This window comes from Streptococcus sp. 9.1(2021) (assembly GCF_030466425.1).
Classification (GTDB): Bacteria; Bacillota; Bacilli; order Lactobacillales; family Streptococcaceae; genus Streptococcus; species Streptococcus wuxiensis.
Genome location: NZ_JAGQFU010000002.1, coordinates 49,955 through 73,585, shown reverse-complemented (window position 1 = coordinate 73,585; position 23,631 = coordinate 49,955). Strand labels below are relative to the sequence as shown.

19 protein-coding genes and 1 pseudogene are annotated in these 23,631 nt (G+C 38.6%); all 20 read left to right on the top strand.

Going from position 1 to position 23,631, the window contains the following annotated elements; all coding sequences use genetic code 11:
- The 20 genes and pseudogenes from KBU52_RS06060 (at position 1) to KBU52_RS05965 (ending at position 23,631) form a co-directional block, all read left to right on the top strand.
- Positions 1 to 3,129 carry a VirD4-like conjugal transfer protein, CD1115 family gene (locus tag KBU52_RS06060; protein ID WP_033584665.1) on the top strand — a complete coding sequence of 1,043 codons (3,129 nt, stop codon included), beginning with the start codon at positions 1 to 3 and terminating at the stop codon, positions 3,127 to 3,129.
- An 82-nt stretch (positions 3,130 to 3,211) separates the two neighbouring features.
- Entirely contained in the window at positions 3,212 to 3,709 is a 498-nt protein-coding gene (locus KBU52_RS06055; protein WP_080561297.1) for a hypothetical protein, read from the top strand.
- 122 nt (positions 3,710 to 3,831) lie between these two features.
- The gene (locus KBU52_RS06050) at positions 3,832 to 5,985 is read left to right on the top strand and encodes a pLS20_p028 family conjugation system transmembrane protein (RefSeq protein ID WP_254724893.1); all 2,154 of its coding nucleotides are present in this window, start codon (positions 3,832 to 3,834) and stop codon (positions 5,983 to 5,985) included.
- Between the two features lie 8 nt (positions 5,986 to 5,993).
- Positions 5,994 to 6,275, top strand: coding sequence for a BRCT domain-containing protein (locus KBU52_RS06045; RefSeq protein ID WP_006151897.1), 282 nt, complete (start codon positions 5,994 to 5,996; stop codon positions 6,273 to 6,275).
- 147 nt (positions 6,276 to 6,422) lie between these two features.
- Entirely contained in the window at positions 6,423 to 6,731 is a 309-nt protein-coding gene (locus KBU52_RS06040) for a DUF5592 family protein (protein ID WP_000274176.1), read from the top strand.
- Positions 6,731 to 7,378, top strand: a complete 648-nt coding sequence (locus KBU52_RS06035; protein ID WP_033584669.1) for a hypothetical protein — start codon at positions 6,731 to 6,733, stop codon at positions 7,376 to 7,378. Before KBU52_RS06040 ends, KBU52_RS06035 begins: the two co-directional genes overlap by 1 nt.
- A gap of 10 nt (positions 7,379 to 7,388) precedes the next feature.
- Positions 7,389 to 9,335, top strand: a complete 1,947-nt coding sequence (locus tag KBU52_RS06030) for a hypothetical protein (RefSeq protein ID WP_006152118.1) — start codon at positions 7,389 to 7,391, stop codon at positions 9,333 to 9,335.
- A gap of 19 nt (positions 9,336 to 9,354) precedes the next feature.
- Positions 9,355 to 9,606 carry a hypothetical protein gene (locus tag KBU52_RS06025; RefSeq protein WP_006152015.1) on the top strand — a complete coding sequence of 84 codons (252 nt, stop codon included), beginning with the start codon at positions 9,355 to 9,357 and terminating at the stop codon, positions 9,604 to 9,606.
- A 15-nt stretch (positions 9,607 to 9,621) separates the two neighbouring features.
- On the top strand, positions 9,622 to 10,962 hold the full coding sequence (locus KBU52_RS06020) for a CHAP domain-containing protein (RefSeq protein WP_254724894.1): 1,341 nt from the start codon (positions 9,622 to 9,624) through the stop codon (positions 10,960 to 10,962).
- Between the two features lie 14 nt (positions 10,963 to 10,976).
- Positions 10,977 to 11,567 carry a hypothetical protein gene (locus tag KBU52_RS06015; RefSeq protein WP_006151840.1) on the top strand — a complete coding sequence of 197 codons (591 nt, stop codon included), beginning with the start codon at positions 10,977 to 10,979 and terminating at the stop codon, positions 11,565 to 11,567.
- A 123-nt stretch (positions 11,568 to 11,690) separates the two neighbouring features.
- Complete coding sequence (locus KBU52_RS06010) at positions 11,691 to 12,509, top strand: ParA family protein (protein ID WP_000701738.1); 819 nt, start codon at positions 11,691 to 11,693, stop codon at positions 12,507 to 12,509.
- Positions 12,506 to 12,778, top strand: coding sequence for a hypothetical protein (locus tag KBU52_RS06005; RefSeq protein WP_000138497.1), 273 nt, complete (start codon positions 12,506 to 12,508; stop codon positions 12,776 to 12,778). Before KBU52_RS06010 ends, KBU52_RS06005 begins: the two co-directional genes overlap by 4 nt.
- Positions 12,779 to 12,871: 93 nt before the next feature.
- On the top strand, positions 12,872 to 13,201 hold the full coding sequence (locus KBU52_RS06000; RefSeq protein WP_006152272.1) for a hypothetical protein: 330 nt from the start codon (positions 12,872 to 12,874) through the stop codon (positions 13,199 to 13,201).
- Positions 13,202 to 13,310: 109 nt separating this feature from the next.
- A complete protein-coding gene (locus KBU52_RS05995) occupies positions 13,311 to 14,648 on the top strand; it encodes an ISLre2 family transposase (RefSeq protein ID WP_254724895.1) in 1,338 nt (445 codons plus the stop codon).
- Between the two features lie 338 nt (positions 14,649 to 14,986).
- Positions 14,987 to 16,408, top strand: a pseudogene (locus KBU52_RS05990) (type VII secretion protein EsaA); the annotation flags it as partial.
- Between the two features lie 11 nt (positions 16,409 to 16,419).
- Entirely contained in the window at positions 16,420 to 16,884 is a 465-nt protein-coding gene (gene essA, locus KBU52_RS05985; protein ID WP_254724896.1) for a type VII secretion protein EssA, read from the top strand.
- A 64-nt stretch (positions 16,885 to 16,948) separates the two neighbouring features.
- Positions 16,949 to 17,188, top strand: coding sequence for an EsaB/YukD family protein (locus KBU52_RS05980; protein ID WP_254724897.1), 240 nt, complete (start codon positions 16,949 to 16,951; stop codon positions 17,186 to 17,188).
- Positions 17,189 to 18,463 carry a type VII secretion protein EssB gene (essB, locus tag KBU52_RS05975; protein WP_254724898.1) on the top strand — a complete coding sequence of 425 codons (1,275 nt, stop codon included), beginning with the start codon at positions 17,189 to 17,191 and terminating at the stop codon, positions 18,461 to 18,463.
- A 20-nt stretch (positions 18,464 to 18,483) separates the two neighbouring features.
- Positions 18,484 to 22,893, top strand: coding sequence for a type VII secretion protein EssC (gene essC / locus KBU52_RS05970; RefSeq protein ID WP_301796818.1), 4,410 nt, complete (start codon positions 18,484 to 18,486; stop codon positions 22,891 to 22,893).
- Between the two features lie 63 nt (positions 22,894 to 22,956).
- The gene (locus KBU52_RS05965; RefSeq protein WP_254724928.1) at positions 22,957 to 23,631 is read left to right on the top strand and encodes a hypothetical protein; all 675 of its coding nucleotides are present in this window, start codon (positions 22,957 to 22,959) and stop codon (positions 23,629 to 23,631) included.

Genomic DNA, 23,631 nt, shown 5'->3' with positions numbered 1-23,631 from the left:
TTGTTTGAGTTATTTGAAGTAGTATTTTATACCCTTATCCAATTGATTCGAGCCAGTTGGATCAATACCTTACTTTTTTTAGGAGTCGCAGGTTATTACCTCTTCAGACTCTTTCAACCTTACTTCTTAAGGCAGTATCAGCGGTTACTAAAAAGCAAGAGTTTTCTTCAGCAGATTTTTAAAAGAAGTTGGAAAGGTCGCAATGCGATTGATTGGGAACAGGTATGGAAGCAATCAGCCAGAGGGCTGTTCAAATGGGTAAAGTTATTGATTCCAAAAATCATTGCGCTTGTCTCCCTCATTCTTTGGAATATTCTCTTTCGAATTCTTTATATGATTCCCTTTGTAAAACGGGAACGGAAACGTTTTGATAAAGAAATGAAACCCATTCTTTATTTTAAAAGTTACCGTAGTTTTGTTTATATGGGATTAGGTTTTAGCTTTATTGCTTTTATCTTAACCAATTACCTGGTTACTGTTTTGAGGGCTACAATCCGCTTTCTCTATTTTAGTATTTGGTCGTTTAAAGATGCTAGTAAGGCCGTAAACTTTGACTTAAACAGCCTCTTATTTCAAAGTTTATTGAACGCTAAAGTCTTCTTGATAGCACCGATTTTAGCATTTCCAATCTTTTTACTGGGATTAGTTATCGCCTGGAAATCTGCCTGGGTGAACTTCGAGCAGTTTCGAGACTATAACAACAATGAAGAAGGAGATGACCGTTTTGTGACGATTGATGAAATTCGTCGTCAATACAAAAAGATCCCCAATAAAGATTTAACTTATCCAGGTGAAGGTGGAGCTCCTGTACTTCATGAACTGACTCATGATTTAGCAGGACAAACACTGAGAACTCAAATGTTATGGCAAAATAGAAAAATGAGCCGATACGTGACAAATGCGGAGCGGATTTTAGGCACGTTAGCTTTTCCTTCTGGATATTATTACATTGAAGATAAGCCGACGAATCTGTTAGGAATTGGGATGACTCGTTCAGGTAAGGGTGAAGGTCATATTACTCCAGCAATTGAAATCAACAGTCGTGCTGAATTGCAGCCATCGATGGTACTAGCAGACCCGAAAGGGGAACATTATCAAGCCTCCTACAAACTCATGAGGCAACGTGACTATGATGTCAATGTTCTTTCTTTCCAAAATATGGATTGGTCTATGTCTTTCAATCCGCTAGCTCTAGCCATCGCTGCCGCAAAGAAGGGCTACTATGAGAAGACTCAAACCTATGTCAATGCAGTCGCAGAATCCATTTATCCGAAACAAAAAGGTGGAGAGAAGGGGAATGCTGAATACTTCCGTAAGTCATCTATATCCCTGTTTAATGCTCTTACAATGGCTTTGATGGATCGAGCTAATGAAACCTATCAAAATGGTGAAGACGATGCCTGGGATACCATTACGATCCCTAACGTTGCGAAATTCTTGGCGACAATGGGGTCTGAAGAAGTCTTTGTAGATGGTGCTGGAGAAATCGTCGAGAATCCAAGCAGAGAACAACAAGTGTCGAAAAAGTCAAAAATCACAGTCTATTTTGATAATTTGAGACAAGTCAATCAACAACAATTCTCGAAATTTAGACAAATGGCTGATATCGAATTTCGTGCTTCAGACTTTGGTGGTGATGAGACTAAAGGGAATGTCTACTCTAGCATGATGACAGGAATCAACCTGTTCTTGCAAGACAACGTGGCCAAACTGACTTCTAAAAACTCTATTGATTTAGAGTCTGTTGGCTTCCCACGTCGATTGTCTGTCAAGTTGAGATCAAGCACCAATAGCCAACTTAAAAATGAGTTCAAGCACAAAACTGCTAAAGTAACGATTACAGGATTGAAGAAGTGGGGGAAAGTCGAAAAGAAAGTCGATTATATAAAGCAAGCGACGGCTTTAGTTGACGGGGAAGGCTATCTGACATATGCCATTGAGCCTAAACTTCCAGATCAGTTTACGGTAACGATTGATTTCAATCATAAGAACAATGGGCATTCCCCTGTTCGAGATCAAATCTTTCAATTTTCAGCTGAAAAAGTCTATCGAAGAAACGGAGATAGTCTGGAACTAGATGAGTATAGCAAGAAGCCGATTTTAGATCATATCGATATAACCGTCCTTAAGAATAAAGAAGATACTAAAAATCTTCTTCAGGAGTCGGATATTGAACTGGTCTATTCAGATAAACCGAAAGTCATCTACCTGGTAACACCGCCAAACCGAACAGAGTATAATGGTATTGTTTCGTTATTTTTAGATCAGCTATTCAATGCTAACTATGAGCTTGCTCTCTCAAGTGGTCGTAAATGTATTAATCGGATTCTCCATATCTTAGATGAGTTTACAAATATCCCTGCGATTCCTCACATGGATACAAAAATATCTATTGGATTGGGACAAAACATTCTCTATTACCTATGGATTCAAAATCTGGAGCAATTGGATGATAAATACGGCCAAAATGTTGCTCGAACCATTATGGACAACTGTTCATTGAAGGTTTATGTTAAAACAACATCTTCAGATACCAATAAGAAATTTAGTGCTGACCTGGGTACACGTACCATCACCAGAAGACGGCGCTCCAGCAATATCTTGGACGAAGCCAATCCAAATGTAGCTGTCGAGAATCCAAAACAAGAGTTGTTGACACCAACACAATTGGCCAAGCTCCAGGAAGGAGAAGCGGTTATCTTACGTGGAGTCAAGGGACGGGATAATGCTGGACGTAAGGTCACAACGGATCCAATCTTCGCACATGATAAGAACAGCTTCCCTTACAAGTACATGTTTTTACAAGAGGAGTTTGATACATCGATGACTCTTGCGGATATTCCAGTCGAAAGTGCGCACCGTGAGCTAGAACTTCAGGAGATCGCAGTTGATGCAGGTACAGCCTTCAACAACATCATAGACTGGAGGCAACGTTTGACTATGCCTCTCCTCAGCAACAATGGGGAAACTCCTAAACTATCAGGTCGTCATAGTAAAGGACAAAAGGTACAATCCCAATCATTTACATCTACAGATGAACTATTCCAGGCGGCTGTAGCTAGTGTCATTCACGGTGACTATGATTATTATGATGATGGAGACGACTTCTTTGCGGATGAAGTTATCTAAAAAGATATACAATAAGTTATATAAACACTTGCAAGAAAAAAAGCTGTTTGCTATAATAAAATAAACAATGGTTAGGAGATAAATGATGAAAGCAAAGTACTTTTTAAGAATTGTTTTAGTAGGTTTAGCCTTGATTATACTTGGAGCTTGTGGTCAAAAATCACCTGATTCTATTGCTAAAAATGTGCTAAAGGATAGCTATACAGGCTTCTCACCAGAACATAGTTCTGATAGTTCTGTTTTTAAGGGTGGAGTAGGAACTACCTTGAAATTTGATAAAGCAGAACGAACCATCTCGAATAACGACGGTAGAAGTGTTAAGTACAGTGTCCTATCAGAGGAACAAGTAAAGACTATTCCAGCCACTTTCAGAGGAACGATTGTAAGTTTAGAAAGTCAGCTGAAAGGAAAGGATAACTTTACAATCGCTGTTGGTGATAATGCAGATAAGCCTGAGGATGCAGGTGCCTATTATCAAGTCGTCTTGACTGAGGGTGGTAAAAAAATCCGAATTATTGAACTCCTTCGTGGCTATAAAGAGGACAATGCTTTCTATGATTTCAACGGAACCGCAGATTAATTTACAAAAGTCTCAATTACTTGAGGCTTTTTTTGTTGTCAGAATTTCATTGTCCCTTTAAAAACGATTTTGCCATTATCGAATATGATAGGGGTATCTTAGAAAGAAAGAAGGTACCTTTAGTGCACTATCAAACCTTTTCAGATTTGGTGAATGAGGTCAAGAATCTCAATGGTGAAATCACAGGCGAGAATGCAAAAAAGCTGGCGGAATTTTATTCCTACTGGGGCAACTATTTAGAACCGACTCCTGCATTTATGGCATTTCTCACTTATTTACCAGGAGGGATTGTCAAGGCTCTTTATCAAATCACTTCCAGCCTAGAACATGTTTTTAATAATATGTTCAAGCTCTTTGGTCTCTTCGGTTATCTGGGCGACCAGAAGACGATTATAGGCCAGTTCTTTTACTGGTTTCAGTTATTGGGGACGTCCTTGTTCACCCTGATTTTGGTCGTGTCGGCTGTCGCTGGAGTTTTTACAAAGCCAGTCAAATACAAAGGGGTCATCACGAATTTCCTTTTGGTAACGGCTGTAACTGCCGTATTGCCACTAGCTTTGACCACCATCTCAACAGCAGTGGCACAGGATGCCATGTCTATCCAGACAGTCTCCAGTGAAGCGCCATCTGGTAGCCAACCGATTTCTTCCTTGGCTCTTCAGCCCATGAAAAATAATGTAGTAGACTTAAAAGTCTTGATCTACAAAGATTTTTCTACGGAGCTGTTTCCAATGGATGATTATGGCTTCATCAAGCCTGTTCAGGAAGGCTCTACTCCTGTCAATAATATCACGGATGACCCTGCACAGCGGGATACAACTGATTTTGCGACCAAGATTGATTTTGGGGCAAACTATGGTACAACAAATCCAGAAATGCTAAAGAGGATGCAGGAAGACGACAAAATAGCAGGAATTAAAGGCTTGTTCCTCCATAAGTTGAATTCTAATAATACAGGAGTTGAAAGCATTACAGAACACCGCCTCATTAATCAATTGAGTGCTTTTGAATCAGTTTACATGCGCTATAAAGTCAACTGGATAGGGATGTTTCTCCAGTACATTATCCTGATTGTTCTATTGGTCAGCATGATCATCAAGCTCGTCAAATCAGTTTTTGATATTCTGATTGAAGCAATGATTTCTCCGATTCTCGGCTATAGTTCTCTATCAAACTCAAAGAAATACAAAGAGTTGTTAAGAACGATTGGCGGTGCCTTGGCAGGAATCTTCTTTGAAGTTATCATTATGCGTGTAACCCTTGAGATTTTCAGAGATTTACCAATCCTTTCTGTCTCAGCTGTATCGAAGCTTTCTGGCGGATTCTTTGACGGACTCAACATGTGGGAACAGTGCCTAGCAGCTGCCTTTGTTTATGTTGGAGTATTCTTCGCAGCTATGCAAGGAGTGGCCATGATTGAGCGCTGGCTTGGAGTTTCAACAGGTCATAGTGAAACAGCTCAACAACTGCTCGGAGCTATGATGATGGGCAATGCCTTTGCGGCTGGAGCAGGCGGTCTCTTTAATGGTGGTATGGCACTTGGTCAATTTGGTATGGATATGGCACAAAAAGCTCCAGATGCCTTGTCTAAAGGAAGTCAGATTCTAGGAAATAGCCTAGCCAGAACTGGAGGTGGTATTCAAGGTGCTTTGAACTCTATAAAAGATCAGGGCTTGATGAATGCGGCCAAAGGTGGTGTAAGTAATATGGTTGATTTGGCAGAATGGAAAGCATTTGAAGCCATGCAAAATGGGAAAGGGGCAGTTGGTAACGTTTTAGATAAGCTGGATGATAAGGCTGTCTCTGCTCAAAATGCGACCTATAACGCATTGAAAAACGATGCAGTTCCTGGTATTAATCAGCCTGGACCAGTTGATATTCCTGAGCCTCCAATTGACCCAGGAACAACGGACGCACCTATTGTCGATCCAACTTCTTCAGCTGAAGGAGTGGAGTCCCCAATTCAAGATCCACCACTTCAAACTGAAGGAGCGGAGCCACCAATTAAAGAGTCAACTCATCCAACTGGAGGAACGGAAGCTCCAATTCAAGATTCACCTCATCTAACTGGAGGAACGGAGCCACCAACCCAAGGTTCATCTCAATCAGTTGTAGAATCGACACAAGCACCGAAACAACCAGACTCTTCTCAACAAAAATTTCAACAGAGTATGAGTCAAATGAATTACATGAACCAACAGATGCAACAAGCAGGACAGCGTATGCAAGGAGGACGTCATATCACAGGTGCTGAAAGTCCTGAAGAGGAGGAATAGGATGAATTATGGATTTAACAGGGAAGAATATTGTTATCACAGGAAGCTTACGTCCTCTAACTCGAGAAGAAGCCATACGATTTTTAGAAAGTAAAGGGGCTGTCGTGCAAAACTATGTGTCTTCTAGGACAGATATATTGGTTGTAGGACACAAGCAGTTGAATCTTTTTGATCCAGATAAAAGTTCTAAGAAGCATGATGCAGCGCTTAGAAGACTATCAGAAGGCCAATTGATTACTTTTCTTTCTGAAGAATCATTCTTTGATTTAGTTAAGAAGTCTCAAGATTGAGGCTTCTTTTATTGTGCAAAAAAGTATATAACTTTTTGTGTATTTACTTCCTGAAAGATAATGGCAAAAATGCTATTGTCCCTTTAAAAGATATTTTCGATTATTCATTATAATGTGAGTGTCAAAACAAATATAAAGGAGAAATTCATGTACGGTGAAAAATACGGTGTACCTAGAGATATCTATGCCAAAATCAAGATTATAGGCCTTCTTATTCTAGATATTGCTTTTGTAGGAATTACTGGAGTAATCGCTTTGAGCGTTGGCTTAAAAATCTTTCCTAAAAGCCAGTGGATACAGATGTTCGCATTCATTTTTTTAACACCAGTTTTGAGTTTGTATCTGGTGTTACCAGCTAACGGTGGCAAAAAGAACTGGCACAGCATGTTTCTTTTCTTCAGACGAAGAAGAAAACGTTATATTAGCTTGAATTATATCAGAAGGAGAAAACCATAATGGCGATTAAACAAATTCAACCCTCAAAAAACGAGAAACGCCCTCTGGGACGTATCCAAGAAACAAAGAAACAAACGCAGGAATATTTTGATTTACATTCTTGCGTTGAGTTGTTAGATGTAAAATCAATCATTCCAAACAGCCAGGCTTATATCCAGTTAGTTGATTATGGCTACTTGCAGCTGATGGAGATACCAGGTAAAGATTTAGGATCGATGTCTTATAACGAGGTTATGAGAACTATTGAAAATTTTGAAACCTGGTTGACTCGATTTGGACCGAATATCCAAGTGGAGACGACAACTTTACCAACAAATACAGATACGCAAATTTCTGACTTGCGCCATCATTTGGATTTAGTGCGACAAGAAATGTCTAAGTTATCAGTAAATGATAGACGTTTTTTACAACTCAAGGATCGTGAAATTTGGCTTCAAAGCCAAATTAAAGTTGAAGAAAGCATCCGACAAGAAGTCTATAATACAGAGTTTATACTGTGGTTATTTGCGCCTACAACAACCGAATTGGACGAATTGGTTCGTAAGGCTAAAACTTATGGAAATAATGATTTTGTTCCACAAGATATCAGCTACAGGAAGAAAATTCAGATTATAAAGCAATACAACAATATGAATGAGAAAGTATAGGAGAGATAGCATGCCTGATTTATCAAAACGTAGACAAAGACAACTAAAAAATGAAGGATATGACCTTGCCTTTCTTAGCCAGATTCAACCGCAAGGAAATATTGATTTTCAAAAGGATGACCGCTCCTGGATAAGTGGAGATGGATACCATACGGTCTTACACTATTATGAATATCCAACTGAAGGAATGGATCGTTTTTGGCTTTCTGAATTGTTGTTGATTCCTGGAACACGTTCCTTCCTATCGCTGTACAAGGAGGATAACAGACAGCTTCAAAAAGAGATTGAGGACTCTATTGAAGAGAAGTCAACACGGATTACAAACAATAGCAAACTAACCAATAATCGGAAAGAACTAGATGAAATTGACAATCTTAATAAACTAAGCCGTGAAATTGATAAGCGGAATATAGCTATGTATGGGATGTATATTCGTGTCTTTGTGTTTGCATCAACCAAAGAAGAATTATTCAAGAAGGTTGAAGAGGTCAAAGACAAAACGTCGAAATTCAAATCCACCATTCTATCAGGAGAATTAGATTTTGAATACCATGCCCCATTTATTCCAGCTGAATATCAGATTGATTTACCCAATCATCGAAGAGGGATACCGACTCCAGCTCACTCAATAGCTGGTGGATATTTCTTTAATCATACGAAGCTAGAAGATGAGAAAGGCTTCTATCTTGGATGGACTCCAACGAACGGAGCGGTAAATTTCAATTTTCTAGAACGTGACGAGAAAAGAACACGGTCCTTTATGATCCTATCTGGAAATCCAAAGATGGGACAACGATCTTTTCTTATGAAACACACAGATGGTCTCTATGCGAAGGGTCATTATATTCGCAACTTTGATGCTACTGGCCAGTTTCTTGATCAGACACGAAAACAACATGGATTGATTCTTGATTTATCAGGTGAGGCTAACCGTATCAATATCTTCCAGGTATTTCCAACAGTAACCAACGAAGCAGGAACTGAAATCGATAAGAAGAAATCTTACAACCTTCATATCGAGAAACTGAAGAGTATCTATAAACTCCTGAATAATGAAGTGACAGGAGACGATTTAATAACATTTGGAACTCTCCTGAATGATTTCTATATTGAGGAAGAGTTGTGGGCTCGAAATCCTTCGTTGAATCCAGAAAAACTGAAAGCGACGGATATTGTGAAGGAAGAGTATCCTATTCTGTCTGATTTTATTTTGTTTGTTGATGCCTACAAACGTCGACTGGAACAAACTAGTGCGGATAAAGCTGAACACAAGGCTGTTAAGCGTATTTACAATACGTTTAACGAACTATTGACAACAAACGCAGAAATTTTCGAGGGAACAACCGAATTTCAAGATATCTCTTCAGAGCAAGTTGTAACATTTGACTTCTCAGGGTTGAAGAACGCCCCTCATTTGTTAAATGTTCAGATATTTTCTGTTCTTTCACTTGTCTCAGCTGATATTGTTAATAACGGAAAACGTTGTAAGCAACTACTGAAGAAACGACCTGACTTAACGGAGATGGATATGCAACACTATATTGTTAATATTAGTGGGGCACAGACACTCATTAATCCAAAGCATGAAAGTAGTGTTAATCTCCTAGCCGATATGATCGATACAATGGGGGAAAACTTTGCTGGTGTTGTATTGTCTGTAAATTCACTACGAGGTATTCTGTTTGAGACAGGTATCGGCACTCATAAGGATCCGTATGTGACTGCTGTTCAGAGAATTTTTGGTCTGATGCAATATAGAGTTTTTGCTCAGACGGATGAAACCAGTGTTCCTCTACTAGCTAACGCCTTATCTGGATCAATGAATCAGTCTGAACTAGAGACTTTGCCCCGTCTGGCGAAAGGACAGTTATTCATGAACATTGCAGGAGTTGGAAATCTAGTATTTAACCAACAGTTGTTAGCTCCTGAAGTTGAACGCTATGGCGGTATTGAATAAGAAAGGAAGATAAACCAGGATGGCCAAAAATAAACTAGGAATGATTGCAAGGACTAAGCAGAGATTTGATCAATATGTGTTGATTCGTAAATATCGCATGAAACAAGAAAGAGATTATTTCGCTTCAGAGGGAGAATCTGATCCAAAGCGCCTAGAAGCGCAAAAGGAACGAGATAAGGAGTTTTTGAACGGTCTCAAAAAAATAGGTATAGGGTTTATTGTATTTTTAATTTTTTATGGAATTTTGCGAACAATATTAGGATTGTGGTAGATAAGCGAGGTATCCATGAAAAAAATATTTAAACTGAAGCTCCTCATCCCTCTTGTAGCTCTTCTATTAATTGTCAATGTTGGAATAACCATGTTAGTTGGGATAATGGGAGCTGTAACCAATAATGGAAGAAATGATTGTGGTGCCGTAGAAACAACATCCTCAACTAGCGACTCAACAGTTTCTTCAGCTGATGGTTCCATCGATGACTTTGTAAAAAAGCATAAGGAAGCCTATATCCTATCTTGGAAGGCAGGAGGCTTCCTACCTTCAGCTTCTATCACTCAAACAATGATAGAGAATGGGTTCAATTTTACGAATCCTAATGGTACTTCCTTCTGGAAAGCTCACAATATGGGAGGTGTTAAAACCTCTAGCAAGAGTAATTTTCCAGTTACTCTTGCGACATATGGTGAAGACAGTGTTGACCTAACAGGAACAAAGCCTGGAGCAAATGTTGGAGACGGCACAGGAGGAGCTTATACTTGGTTTTCTAGCTATGATGCAGGTATTGTAGGGAAAGCTGAGTTTATGGCTCACCAGACGCTTTATAAAGGGGCTATAAACAATACAAATGGTATTGCTAGCCTATCCGCTATAGCAGATGGTGGATGGGCCACAGATGGCACTTATAAGAGCAAACTAACTGATATGTATCAAAAACTGGGTACGAAGTATCAGTGGCTTGATAAGGAAGCTATTGCTGCTCATGGTGAGAAGCCATATGAAGGATCCAGTACACAAGATGTCAGTTCTTCAGATAGTGCGGTGTCTTCTTCAGCTGAAAAAAGTGGATGTGGTGAGTCAGGTAGCAGCACCGATGGAACGGGAACTGTCCCTTCAGATGCGACTGCATGGGGGTATAAACCAGAAGACTTACCAGATAGCTTGAAACCATTCATTATTGATCCTAAGAGCTTAGGCATGGATTATGCTAAGTCTACAGGATGGTATAATCCTGGAAGTGACGAGTATGCTGGACAATGTGTGAATCTTACAATTAGTATTGGAAATCACTTATGGGGGCATTCTGGTTCAGTTCAAGGTAATGGGAAAGATCAGGCAGCAGCATGGGCTGCAATATTTGGAAATTCAGTTAAGGCTACACCCAAAAGAGGCGCTATTTTTTCTACACAGGTAGGAGGTGGAGGATATGGTCATACTGGAATTGTATGTCATGTTTTCGAGAATGGCTCTATCTTATTTGTAGAACAAAATACACCTCTGAGTGGCTGGGATCAGTTCAAAACTCCATATACATGGAATTATCGTATTTGGACTAAATCACAACAACAAGAACAGGTAATCTCTTTTGCTTATCCAGATGACAGAGAAGCTAAATTAAGTTCAAATTAAAAGGAGTATATAAAATGATTGATTGGATAAAGGAGAATATGGTTGTATCGATTGTAGTAGGTGTTCTATTGGTTTTGGCAGGAATAGGGATTGTATCGAGTTTCAGGCCATCTCAACAAACTAAAATAGAAGAAGCTGCACAGGTGAGTTCTTCAGGAACCACTCAAAACGAGCTGCCTTCCAAAGAAGAAACAGCAGACGAGAAGAATTATCGGACAGCTAAGTTAAAACTAGAACGCCCCTACGCAGAGGCAAGCTCAGAAGACAAAAAAGAAGTGTTAAAAGCCTTTGAAGAAGCAGTAGCAGATATAAAAAAGACGAATTTTCTGCCAAATGTCAAGGGAACAATCGAGAATCATTTATCTATGACACAGAATGCGATGGTTCAAACCTTTGCGATGGCTCTTCTGACGAATCAGTATGATTTTCAACCTAAACAATTGGAAGTGATGCCAACTGAATCAGATGATGTGATTCAATTTTTGGTTGTTTTAACTAAGAATGGAGAAGAGAACAGCTATTTCGTTGGAAATTTCAATACTACAGTTCAACAAATCCAGCTAAAAGCCTATGTTGGCGGAAATATAGGTGGTACATACGGATAACAAGTTGCACAAAAAGTTATATAACTTTTTGTGCTTTTATATTGACAAATAAAGTTGTTTTAGGTATAATTAAGTATATAAAAAGTTATATAACAAAATATACAATTATCCAAGGAGGGAATCATGAAGATTCAGACTACAAACTTAGGAAAAGGTGGCGGTGGGAAGACTACAGATACCTTTAATGAAGGAGATTGGTTGGCACGTGTTAAGGGACTTAGAACACTACTCATTGATGGCGCTTGGGAATGTAATTTAACAAGAACATTTGATGTAAAATGTGAGAAAACTGTCTATGATATATTTACAACTGGAGAGTATGAAATTGTTCCAATATCGGAAAATCTCAGTTTGATTTGTGGTGATGAGCGTTTGACAGATGAGCAGTTAGATCTTGCTAGTCGAAACAACAAGTATCTCCAGTTGTTTATGTGGTTTAGCGAACATTACGAAGAGTTAGAAGCGCAATTTGATGTCATTCTAATTGATACGCACAATGATGAGAGTTTAGTTACAGCAAATTTTATAGCTGTATCAGATATTGTCTTGGCTGTTTCTGATGCCTCTCTTAATGGTTTTCGTGCCTGGTTATCTTTGAAAAATTTTGTAGACTTCATTAAGAGCGAGGCTATCGAAGTTATTACTAAGAAAAGCTATGTTAAAGCAGAACCTTATCTTATTGGGAATAAGATTAAGTACGTTGGAAACAATGTAACAGACACCTGCAAACAATTTTTAGAAGTTGTTGAAGAAGATCAGGCTTACCTGGGTTCTATCCAGGAGAAAGAGCTCATGGCCAAGAGTCTTGTGATCAGTCAGAGTGTCTTTGAGCAGTATGAAGAGATGACAGCTAACCAAAAAGAGACACATCAAAAGTTTTATGATAATATAAACTACGTATATGAAAATATTTTGAATGTGTTAGAAGGAGAGGTAGCATGACAGAGAATCGATTCGCACAAGTAAAACAAACATTCCAAAGTACACCAAAGAGAGAAAAGACTCTTTCCTCGAGGAAACAAAATCAGGAGGCTAGAAAGTCTCCTGACAGCTATAATAAAAAGCAACGTTTTCCTTTCTCTCTGCATCATAATGTTCGATATGATATGTTAGATGCTTTAGTAGAGTATCACGGTGAAAAATCAGCTTCATCTTATATTGAGAATCTGATTATAAGAGAATGGGAAAAGATGGAGAGAAAGAAAAAATAGCGTTCTATAGGGTATCTTACCAAAAACTATTTAGCCTCCACATATAAGGAGATAATAAATTTTAAAATATTACTGATGAAGTAGGAGGAATCTATGATGATTTTCATTGATATTAAAAGACTTGTTCAGCTGTTCTTTATTTTTATCGGAGCTATAGCAATCTATGTGTTCTATAAAACATTTGGACTTAGTACGGTGTTTATAATTGTTTTAGGTTTGGCCGTTTTGAAATTCGCTCCAGCTTTCCTTCCAGTTGTATTATTACTGTATTTGGGACTTCACTTTACAGGTGGTTTTTCCTTTATTGCAGATGGAATTGTGACGGTTTTATGGAGTATTATTTTGATTCCTATGGGGATAGCTACTATTGAAATGAGCAAATCCTATTTGAGTAAGAAAGAGAAACCCTGGTATGACAAGTAAGAGTTTATCTGAAAAGATAGGCTCTTTTTTTGTCAGAACAAATGATTATTTGAACATTCAGGTCAAAATTTATTAAAATAAGCGTAATTTTAATAAGGGAGGATTCTGAATGGCTTTCTTTGATGAGAGAGAATTAAAAAATCAATTGCTGTTTCAAAATGCAAAAGAATTTTATAACTTTGTTTCTAGGTATGATGAGGAGATGATTCCAGTCATGAAAGCAAAGGGCTATACCTGTATTCATTCAATGGAGCGAACCGTCGCTTTTACATTTGGTGAGTTTACTTTCAGAAGAAGACGTTGGAAAAAGGGAGATCATTGGGTCATTCCAGTAGATGAAAAGTTAGGGCTTCAAAAGAACGTCCGCTTCTCCTGGGAATTTATGTACCAGGTGGCCAAATTATCTACTTTGATGCCATATGATAAAGTAACTCAGGTGATCCAATTGACTTATCACATCTCTATCACAAAGCCAATTGTAGTAAAAGCTGTAAAAATCTGTGAGAAGTTATTGGAGGAAAGAGAAGGCTATCGATATTATGAAGAGAATAAAGAAGTTAGCAAAAGAAAAGCCCAGGTTATTTATATTGAGGGTGACGGTGTGATGGTCAAAGCACGAGACACACAGAAGGATAATAAACATTATGATTTATCCCATTTTGTAGTCCATACGGGAAGCCATAAAGTTGGCAGCAATCGATTTGAACTCCAGGACAAAAAGGAATTTATTGGCCTTGATAACCGCTTAGTGAGGGAGCAGGTGATCGATTATCTGTTCAATAATTACGAAATTACGAATCAGACTTTATTAATTACGAACTCTGATGGAGGTCATGGATATACACCCTATGTTTTCAAAGAGATTGCGAAGGTTTTGCGAATTAAACGCCACGAACATTTCTGGGATGAGTATCATGTAAATAAGGAGTTGAAGAATTATTTAAAATTTTACTCTGAAGATCTATTAGAGAGAGCTTTCCAGGCGATTAAGCAACATGATAAGCAGTTAATGAGAACTGTCCTAGATACGACCGAAAGTTATATCGAGACAGAAGAAGAACAAGAGTTGTTTGAGAAGTTCAAGAGTAAAATATTGAGAAATTTCCAATATACTAAACCAGCCGAACAGAGAGGATTCAGTCATGCAGGAATCGGTATAATGGAGAGTCAGCATCGTAAGGTCACTTATAGAATGAAAAAAAGAGGAATGTATTGGACTCTTGCTGGAGCTGAAACGATGAGTCGGATAATTGTTTTGAATTATGAGGATTCCTTGAGGGAACTATTCTTTGGCAACTGGAGAGAGGATTATGAAAAATTTATTTCTTTAGAGGAAGTTTCTGCTTATACCATTAAAAAGAGAATGAGTAAAACTGATAAAGAAAACACATCTAGATATCAATGTTACCCTGATAGTAAAAGGTTATCCTACTTCCGAAAACAATAGAAGTACATAATAAAGTGTATAAAAAGTTATATAACAATAACCTTTGCAAAAAAAGGTCTTTTTGTGCTACAATCAAACATAAAATGCTTGCGCGGTATGTAAAAATGTGTTATAATCTACTTAAATTAATCGAATAAAAAAAGACGAAAAGTGCGCTAACACTTCTCGCCTTACCGAGTAAGAAACCGACCTTCTTACTCAGTCTTTAATTAATGATACCTGATAAGTGTATCAATGTCAAGACTGAGCAAGAAATTTGTTCAGTCTTTTTTTAAAACTCGGTGATGTTCTCCTAAAAATTGTATGAATTTAGGCGTTCTAAAAAAATCTACCGCATACTTTCGTTGAATGATGTTCAAGCAGTTAGCGCTCCAGTAGATGTGGCAAATGTGCAAAAAGCTGCGGTTTCTTACGGACAAAAGGTTCAGAAAATAGAGTCTACTTATCAAAAAGTGGACTCACTATTAAAAGCATATAATGCTATTAAAGATTTGCGAAACAGTAATGTTTCTACAGCTTTAACAAATATTTGGTACGAAGCGATTACTTCAAATCTGAAGAAATATGAAGATAGTCTATCTGCTCCTGCCAGTGCTACAGATACGGATGGTGCTAAGGACAAAGTGGATAAGGCCTTAACAAAATTGACTGATTTGAAACCTGTATTAGAGAAAAATGTGCAAGATGTTTTGGATACAAACAAGGAATTGGATACCAAAATCAGGGACCAACTTGAGCACTACAAACAGTTAGAAAATGCGCTAAAAGATTTGAAGGATAAACAAGCAGACGGAAATGATGCTTTTGAGACTACTAATACGCAATTGAAAACTCTAAATACTGATTTTGCAGCTCTTTTAACAGAAACAGCAGGTGTGAAGACTTCTTCTCAAAGCAATGTGAAGGCGGCTGAATCAGTGAATGAGACTTTGAGTAATTTTAATCGTGAATTATCAAATGCGCAAACTAGCACTGAAAAACTTTCGCAGGATGCTGATTCGTTGATGACCCAATTTAACGAGGAATTGACAGCCAATGGCAACTTTGTTGAATCTTTCTTGAAAGTTTTAAATAATGCTTATGAAAATGGAGTGCCAAATGAAGTCCTGCTTAATTTCCTATCAAATCCAGTTGCGCAAAATTCATCTTCTGTAAAAGCAACAGTTAATGTATATCGTCCGTTTACATGGATTCTACTTTTGGAAATTGTGAGTCTCTTTACAGCTTATCTCTTTGCGACTCAAAATATTATTCGTAAGGTTAAAGATAAATTTAAGTTGGATAAACTACATGATACAGACCTTGTGACTGTAATTACCTTATCTGCGCTAAGCCTTGTTGTTGGACTAGTCGTTGGTATCGTTTCAAATATTCAGCTACAAGTTGGTCGTGAGTACCAACCATCATGGGTTTTATTAATTGTTTTAGCGGGATTTGTGCTGATTCAAGGACAATATTTCTTACTTAAACATTTTCGTGTAATTGGTATGGGACTCGCCTTCTTTATGATGATTAGCTTTGTGTACCTATCAAATGCTATCGGCACAACAGCTAGTCTAACAGGCTTCCCAGCATTTATCAAAAACCTTAATGTTTTATCAATATTAGAAGGCTTGCTCTCAGGATATTTTGATGGACATCCAGCCACAATTATAGTTTTTGTCGCAACGATTTTTGTGATAGCAATTCTAATTGTTATGAACGTTTTTATCAAAGCAGGAAGTTTGTGGTTTCAAGTAAATCAAACTGAGAAAGTATAGAAATTAAGAATATGAAAAAAATATTTCTTTTGCTTCTTACCTTGGTAGCGTCTGCAGTAGTTTCAACAGCTACTGCAGATGATATAAAGGATAATAGTCTGCAGCTTGATGATTCTCGACTTGAGAAGAAAGAAGGATTGAAGTTTGGTATTCAGTCCGAACAAGTCAAAGACCTTTTTAATGAAGTGACTCAAAAGAAGTTGCAGGAGATGCAACATTATCAAGAAGAACAGTTGATCACAGAAAGGGGACAACTGTTTTCTGCTATACAGGGACCAGTAAAAAATAATTTGCAAGAACAACTATTTCAACCAAATTCCGGCAAATTATCTAAATTTCAAACAAATTTAGATAAGGGTACTGGAGGGGAATTGAATAATTTTATGCCAGAGATGTTCTATGTAGGAGTCGTTCTATTGCTGATGGGTGTCACTGGTTTGATGAGTTACCGAGTGATGGCAGATAATTTGGATTGATGTTTTAACAGTTCGTCCAAGAAACATAGAAAAAGGATAAATCAGACAGGAGATACAAAAAGTAATGGAGCAACATATCAATATTACCCTGCGCTTGAAAGATAGGGATGTGGATGTTCGAATTCCCCGAAAGATTGAAGTACGTCGTCTAATCCGAGAAATTGATACGATTTTTAATCCAGGAATAGAGCGAAAAAAATACCAATTAAGAATAGTCAATAAAGGTTTGTTGATTGATGAAGGAAAACATCTGTCTGATTATCCAATGACGACAGGAGATTTAGTAGAAATTGAGGAAATATAGGTGACTGAAGAAAAATTTGTATTTGGTGGACAACCATTTATCTATGAAAAAAGTGAAACTACCTGGGAATTAAAACTTAAACGTTCAGATGTAGCTAGTCAAGATCTACGAGAGCTTTTGTTGTTGGATTTACACCATCCATTGTTTTTGGAGCAATCCATGGTATCTGATGAGGACAGTGTGACTTTTTCTTACCAAGTAGAGCCTTATGGATTAAGTTATGATGAAGTGAAGAACCGTACAATCTCAGAGAGAATTCGTTTAGCTCTAAACGTTTTTAGTCTAGAGGGAGCTTTAGAGTTACCGGTAACCTTTCTTTTGCATCCATTGAATCTGTTTATTACGAAAGATGCACAAGCTAAAATTGCTTATCGTGGAATTCCAGATTTGATGGTTCCTCAGGCTATATCTCCAGAAGATTTTCTACGTCAAGCCAAGTGTTTTACAGTAACTTTATTTACCGATTTGGACTTTATGGATCTCTACAACGGTTCTCTGGAACTAGAAACTTTACCAGATTTCCTAAATGATTTGTGCCAAGCTAATGATATTGCATCTGCAGTTTCAATTTTGGAAAAATATTATGTCGAGAAATACACGAAAGAACAGGCTGATTTGGTATTGGTTCCAAGTAGAAAACATCGTGTTTTTAAGTTGGCTACAATCTGGTTGTCAGCTAGTGTAGTTTTGTTGGCCATTCCACTTATTTATTTGATTTTTGTACAAAATCCATTCAAAGAAAAGATGCTACAGGCTGATACTGCCTTTATAAAAGTGGATTATAGTGGGGTTATTACGGAACTGGAGGGCGTTACTCCGTCTAGTTTACCAAATACTCAAAAGTATGAACTGGCATACTCTTATATTCAGGGATTGGAATTTTCTGATGACCAAAAGAAAGTCATTTTGAATAATGTGACTCTCAAGTCAGATGAACTTTATTTGACTTACTGGATCCAAATTGGGCGCAATCGTTTTGAAGAAGCTCTCGATATTGCTAAACGGATTAATGATAGTGACTTGATTCTCTATGCGTTGACTCAAGAAATCAAGCAAGTTCGTGAAGATGATAAGTTGTCAGGAAAAGACCGAGAAAGTAAGTTGAATACATTGGAAAGTGAATACAAAAAGTACTGGGATAGTCGAAGTCAGTTATTGACAAATGAAACTAGTGCTAACAAGTCCACTACTACTACAAATCAACAAGATAAGACTTCTGAAAGTAAACCTTCTTCAGAAAAGAAATCTAGTCCTAGCACTTCCTCTAACAATTAAAGGAGACCAAGAGAGAAATTATGAAAAAACAAATCATTTTCTACAGCCAAGGTCTACGTTATGAAGTAGAATTAGGTGCGGATAAAACTGTCTTGATTGGTGCAACTGAAAAGGCTCAAGTGTATCTTTCGCAACAGGAAATGCCAATTCAACTTAAAGTTGACGGTGACGAGGTGTTTTATCAGTATGGTGACGAAGTAGGCCTACTGAAAAATGCTCTAAGCTTGGGTGAAGTCGTCTTCTATCTCCGAGAAGGAGAAACAAAAATTTATGATCTTTTGGATCTGTCGGAAATTCAGATAGGTTCTCATAAGGGTGCTCTTATCACTCTAGATGCAGAGATTGAGCTATTATTGCAGAAAACTCAAAATCAATGGATTTTGACTCGAATGCGAGGGGAGTTCTATAGAAATAATCATTTGGAGCAAAACGACCAACAACCAATTAGTTTTGGGGATGAGTTGAGCTTAGGAGCAGTGACAATAAAACTCTATCCAGATGAGATTTGGATTCAAGGACCAGCTCAAGTTGGGAAACAATTGACATTGAGAGAGCCATCTCGTTATGCCTTTTATGAAGAGTATCCTGATTATCATCGTTCTCCAAGAATCATCTATCGTGGTAGTGAAGATAAAATTTTGATAAACCCTCCAGGTCAGGAACCAGTTAAACCTAGTGATGAACTATTGAAATTGATCATTCCTCCTCTTATGATGATTGGGGTAACAATCCTGATTACGTTGATTCAGCCTCGAGGAATTTATATTCTTGCGACAGTAGGAATGTCAATCACCACAATGATTTTCTCTATCCGAGGCTTTTTCAAAAATCGTAAAAAGTACAAGGCTGATAAAAAAGAGAGAATTGATCTCTATCGCCTTTATCTAAAGGACAAGGCTATGGAATTGACTCGTCTGGAGCGGGAACAAAAAGAGGGGATGAACTACCATTTTCCAACTGTTTTGGAGTTGACTGACCTCGTTGAGAGTTATAATCACAGGATCTATGAAAAGACCCCCTTGCACTTTGACTTCCTTTATTATCGTCTGGGCTTAGGAAAACTCCCAACTAGCTATGAGTTAAATTATGGGCAACGAGAACGAAGTGGGAAGAAAGATGCTTTAGAGGAAGAGGGATACGCCCTCTATAGTCGACATAAAAAAATCCCGGATATGCCGATTCCAGCCAATCTAAGCCATGGGCCGGTGGGGTATATTGGTCCAAGAATTCTAGTTTTAGAACAACTTCAGTTGTTGGTCATGCAGATAGCTACTTTCCACTCTTATCATGATGTGCAATTTATTACCATCTTGCCTGAAGAGGAAAAAGAACAGTGGTCTTGGATGCGTTGGCTTCCACATGCCAAGCTTCAAGAGCTCAATGTGCGAGGATTTGTATACAATCAACGAACACGTGACCAGGTTCTCAATAGCTTGAACCAAATCTTGAAACTACGTCGTAGTCAAAAGGAAGAAACATCACATAAAGAAAGTACACTTTTCCACCCTCATTACGTAGTTTTAGTGACAGATGAAAAGCTAATATTGGACCATGTCATTATGGAATTCTTTACAGAAGATCCAACAGATTTGGGTTGTTCTCTCGTTTTTGTAGAGGATGTGATGAGTTCCTTGTCTGAAAATATCCAGACAGTGATCAACATCAAGGACCGCAATACAGGACAACTTGTCATGGAAGAAGGAGTTTTGAAAGAGACAGACTTCCGCTTGGATCATTTTCCAGTCGATTATGACAAGGAGCGCATAGCTCGAACCTTGGCACCTCTCAATCACCTTCAAAATCTCAAGAGTTCGATTCCGGACTTGGTTACCTTCATGGAAATGTATGGGGCGGAAACATTTGAAGACTTGCAGGTATCTAGCCGCTGGGAAAAGAACGCGCCTTACAAGAGTTTGGCTGTTCCGATTGGTTTACGAGGTCAGGGAGATCTGGTTCAACTCAATCTTCATGAAAAAGCTCATGGTCCTCATGGTTTGATTGCAGGGACGACTGGTTCAGGGAAGTCAGAGACCATCCAATCCTATATCCTGTCTCTAGCTGTCAATTTCCATCCTCATGATGTAGCTTTCTTGCTGATTGACTATAAGGGTGGTGGGATGGCTAATCTCTTTAAAAACCTACCCCATCTCTTGGGAACTATCACTAACTTAGATGGTGCCCAATCCATGCGTGCACTAGCTTCAATCAATGCAGAGATCCATCGTCGTGAGCGACTCTTTAGGGAATTTGAAGTGAATCATATCAATCAATATCAGAAGAAATTTAAAAACGGAGAAGCCAAAGAACCTCTCCCTCATCTCTTCCTCATCTCGGATGAATTTGCGGAGCTCAAGGTCAACCAACCAGACTTTATCAAGGAGTTGGTATCTATCGCTCGGGTCGGACGTTCTCTAGGGGTCCACTTGATCCTAGCAACTCAAAAGCCATCAGGAGTAGTAGATGATCAGATCTGGTCCAACTCTCGCTTTAAGATTGCCCTCAAAGTGGCGGACCGCTCTGACTCGAATGAAATGCTTCATACACCGGATGCGGCCGAGATTACACAGACTGGACGCGCCTATCTGCAGGTCGGAAATAACGAAGTCTATGAACTCTTCCAGTCGGCATGGTCAGGAGCAGATTACCAGCCAGAAAAAGATGATATGGGAATTGAAGACCATACCATCTACCTGATCAATGAATTGGGACAATATGAAATCTTAAACGAAGACTTATCGGGCTTAGAGGATGCGGATGAAATCAAGGAAGTTCCGACAGAGTTAGATGCGATTGTGCATAATATCCAACTCATGTGTGAAGAGCAGCAGATTCCTCCAGTACCGCAACCATGGTTGCCTCCGCTCAAAGAGCGAATTACGCTTGAGGAGTTAGAAGAAGTGCAACCGACAGTAGCCTGGGAACAAGAGAAACCGCTCTCTGTCCTACTTGGAATGGCAGATATTCCACAGGCGCAGAAACAGGAAGCTGTCTCTATCAATCTCGCCAAGGACGGACATGTCCTTCTCTATGGAAGTCCGGGTACTGGGAAAACGACCTTCCTTCAGTCTGCAGGTATGGACTTGGCTCGTAAGTTCAGTCCTAAGGACCTGACTATCTACTTGATGGACTTTGGAACCAATGGTTTGGCTCCACTATCTAAACTTCCGCAGGTGGCTGATACCATGCTTTTGGACCAAACGGAGAAGATCTCTAAATTTGTACGAATCATGGAGAAAGAACTCAATCGTCGGAAGAAACTTCTCTCTGACTATGGCGTTGGGACATTGGAACTCTACCGTCAGGCCAGTGGTCAGAAAGAACCAGCTATTGTCCTTCTTTTAGATAGCTATGAAGCTATCAAAGAAGAGGCCTATGAGGCAGAACTCTTCAAGCTCCTAGTGAGAATTTCTCGTGAAGGTCTCAGCATCGGTGTGCACCTCTTGATGACAGCCGGTCGTCAGACCAACCTTCGTGCTCAACTCTACTCGAACTTCAAGCACCAGTTGAGCCTGCCACAAAATGAGGCAGGTGAAGTGCGAGCCATCGTGGGCTCTACACCACTTGCTATGACTATGGAAGATATCAAGGGACGTGCCCTTATGAAGCGTGAAGAGGTGGATGTCATCCAGCTGGCACTCCCAGTTTATGGAGCCAATGACACCCAAGTCCTCAACAACCTTCGCCAAACAGTCGCTTCTCTCCAAGAGGCTTGGACAGGCCAACGCCCAAGTGCTATCCCGATGGTGCCAGAGGAGTTGACAGAGAGAGACTTCTATAGTCGAGCAAGCGTGCAGACTGCCTATGAACACGGTCTCGTCCCATTAGGACTTGACTTGGAGACAGTTGAGCCCGTTACTTGGAACCTGGCTAAAGGCAATCTTCTTTACCTAACAGATAAAGAAGAGCAGATGACATCCTTGGTGAAACACATTGCCAAAGGGAAACAGAAAGTCATCGTCTTGGCACCACAATTTTCTAAACTAAATCTTGAGGGATTTGGGGAAGAAGTCATTTACGAGAATGAAATACAAAACATCGAAAATAGGCTAGAGCTTCTTGAATCGGAAATTCATAAGCGAAATCAAGAGGGATTAAAGGAACATGTAGTTACCATTGTTCTTTATAATATCACGGAAATAATTGGGAATTTAACACCTGTGGCACAAAAGAGACTAGAGTTTATCTTTAAACAAGGTTTACTAGCAGGCTATGCTTCACTTGTTATTACGAACCAAAGTATTTCTCGTAATATAGAGGCTCCGTTGCGCTTAGCCAAAGGTTTCAAACAAGCTTTGATTAGCATGAGGCTCAATGACCAAAACGTTGTACCCGTCGCAAAGAAACCTCTAAGAGAGACTATGTTAGAAAATCAAGTTCATTATTTTGTTTGTGAGAGTATATACATTAAGATTAAGGCATTGATGCGCTAGATGCTTGATTAAAGGCGCAATCACAAATCAATAGTGAACATTATAATTGCGGAGTAAAGAAAGATGAAAAAAATAAAAATAATTTTATGGTTAATGATAGGAGGAATTATGCTTATGACAGCAGCATTGTTGAATGGATGTAGTTTGGGAGGTGAAACCATTCCAAAAAACAGGACAAAAGAACAGTACGAATTTGAAAAAACGTTTGAGCCCATGTTTAAATTTTTAGAACAAGAAAAAAAAGATTTTACTGGACTAAAGTCATACACTAGTGATGTTTATATAAAAAATCAAGCTGAAGTCAAAAACTACGAAGTGGACTTAGATATTAATCAAGCTGACATTAAAGGTGATTACACAATAACACTTGGCGAGGATAAAGAAACTGTTCCAGTTACTTATTCTAATGGTAAACTAAATTATGAGTCTGAGATAAATCCTTTATTTGATGAGGAAATTTTAAATTTAATGGTTTCAAGAGATTATTTCGCTTCCTTAGATGTGGAAAAAACATTTAAGAGCGCAGAAACTGAATTGAGTGATATTATCTACGAGCCAGAAAATCAATCTGAGTTATATAAAAAAATAGTGGAAAAGTATAACCTTCCTTCTGACACAAAATTTTCAGTTAGTCTTGGATATGCTTACTATGACAGATACGATATCCTACTAAGTTTAGAATCTAAAGAAAAATTGGTTCAAATCAGTGCTGCATTTTATTTAGTGAAAGGAAAGTGA